This window comes from Pseudomonas edaphica (assembly GCF_005863185.1).
Classification (GTDB): Bacteria; Pseudomonadota; Gammaproteobacteria; order Pseudomonadales; family Pseudomonadaceae; genus Aquipseudomonas; species Aquipseudomonas edaphica.
This window is the reverse complement of sequence record NZ_VBVZ01000853.1, coordinates 1-2076: the sequence shown is the minus strand read 5'-3', so window position 1 is coordinate 2076 and position 2076 is coordinate 1. Positions and strand designations below refer to the sequence as shown.

Below are 2076 nucleotides of genomic sequence, written 5' to 3'. Positions count from 1 at the left end.
CACCAGCTGAAGGTGAAGAACGCGTAGACGAACACCAGCGCCAGGCACAGCAGCTTGATTTCCGACATACCCTGTGACGCCTGCTGCACCATGGGGATGTCCGCCAGCAACGATACCGCACGCTCGGACGCGCCCAGCACGGTGAGAATACCGGCGAGAATAATCAACGTGCTGGAGGCGAAGAACGAGGCATTGCGCTCCAGGTTGCCGATCACACTGGCATCGGCAATCCGGTTATCGCGCAGCAGCATACGGCGCATCCAGTCTTCGCGATACAGGTGCAGCACGCTGGCCAGGCAGGCGGTGTCTCGGGCTTTCCAGCTGGCATAGCGGGTGTAACCGCCCCAGCACAGGGCGAACCAGAAGGCTGCCAGCAGGTGGATTTGGTTGGTTTCGATGAACGACATGCGGGGCCTTGTATACGATGGATGAAGACGAACACGGTCCAAAATGTGGGAGCTGGCTTGCCTGCGATAGCGGTGGACCAGGCTACACAGCAGTGACTGAACCGACGCCATCGCAGGCAAGCCAGCTCCCACATTGACCGAACTCCAACTTTAGAGCGTTGTGGTCTTGCAGGCATAAAAAATGCCCCGTATCGATTGATACGGGGCATTTCAGTACAGCGTGAAACCGCGGCTTAGGCGATGGCTTCGCTACGCTTGCCGAGCATACGGTCAACCACTACCGCCACGCCGAGCGTCATCACCGACGGCACCAGCCATGCCAGGCCTTGCTCACTCAGCGGCAGGTGCGCCAATTGTGCAGGCATCCAATCGGCCAAGCCAGCGCCTTTAAGCGCGTCGATGCAACCAAAGATGAACGACACCAGCATCACCGGGCCAACAATACGGCCCTGCTCCTGCCAGAAGTCTTTGCAGAAGCTCAGGGCCACCAGCACGATGCACGGCGGGTAGATCGCGGTGAGTACCGGGATCGAGAAGGCAATCAGCTTGGTCAGGCCCAGGTTGGACACGAACAGCGAGAACAGCGCCAGGATCACCACCAGCGTCTTGTAGGACAGTGGCAGGACCTTGCTGAAGTACTCGGCGCAAGCACAGGTCAGGCCCACGGCAGTGACCAGGCACGCCAGGGAGATCAACACCGCGAGGAAGCCACTGCCCAGGGAGCCGAAGGTGTGTTGCACGTAGGCGTGCAGCACTGCCGCGCCATTGCTGGCACCGGCCGCCACCGCGTGGCTGCCCGAACCCAGGCGGAACAGGCTGATGTACACCAGCGCCAGGCCCACGCCGGCTATCAGCCCGGCGATGATCGCATAGCGAGTGATCAGCTTTGGCGACTCAACACCACGGGAACGAATCGCGTTGACGATGACGATACCGAACACCAGCGCGCCGAGGGTATCCATGGTCAAGTAGCCATTGATAAAGCCCTGGGAGAACGGTGCAGCGACGTATTCCGGGGTGGCAACACCCACATCACCGGCCGGCAAGGCAAACGCAGCGATGCCCAGCACAGCCAGTGCGATGATCTTCAACGGTGCGAGAAAACGCCCTACCGTGTCCAGCAGACGCCCTGGGTACAGGGAAATGAAGAACACCAGCAGGAAGTACACCGAGCTGTAGAGGAACAGCGCCAGCGGACTTTCGCCGGTCAGCGGCGCCAGGCCCACTTCAAACGAAACGGTCGCGGTGCGCGGGGTGGCGAACAGCGGGCCTACCGCCAGGTACGCCGCCGCCGCCAGCAGGCCACCGGCGATCTTGCCGATCGGGCTGCTCAATGCGTCCATGCCGCCGCCGACCTTGGCCAGCGCGATCACGGTGACCACCGGCAAGCCAACTGCGGTGATCAGGAAGCCCAGCGCTGCCATCCAGACGTGAGGCCCGGACTGCAAACCAACGATAGGCGGGAAGATGATGTTGCCGGCGCCCACGAACAGGGCAAAAGTCATAAAGCCTAACGCCAGGATGTCCTGGCTTTTCAACACTTTCATTTCAGGAAATACCACACTACTGAATCGGAATTTAGAGAGGGATTCCCTGTGGATGAGGGAACTGCTGCCGGCCCTGATGGGGACCGACCGGTTTAGCGCGCGGCTTCCTTTTGGGAGGCGGA

Annotated in this window: 2 protein-coding genes; both read right to left on the bottom strand. The window is 60.9% G+C overall.

Features of this window, described 5'->3' with window-relative positions:
- Positions 1-407 (bottom strand): DUF599 domain-containing protein (locus tag FEM54_RS31325; protein WP_138454147.1); only part of this gene is annotated, 407 nt, incomplete at its 3' end.
- Positions 408-640: 233 nt separating this feature from the next.
- Positions 641-1954 carry a branched-chain amino acid transport system II carrier protein gene (gene brnQ, locus FEM54_RS31320; protein WP_056859730.1) on the bottom strand — a complete coding sequence of 438 codons (1314 nt, stop codon included), beginning with the start codon at positions 1952-1954 and terminating at the stop codon, positions 641-643.
- Between the last annotated feature and the right edge of the window lie 122 nt (positions 1955-2076).

What these genes read in the sequence shown, in the direction of transcription:
- brnQ (WP_056859730.1), bottom strand. Translation starts at nt 1,954, where the DNA reads ATGAAAGTGTTGAAAAGCCAGGACATCCTGGCGTTAGGCTTTATGACT.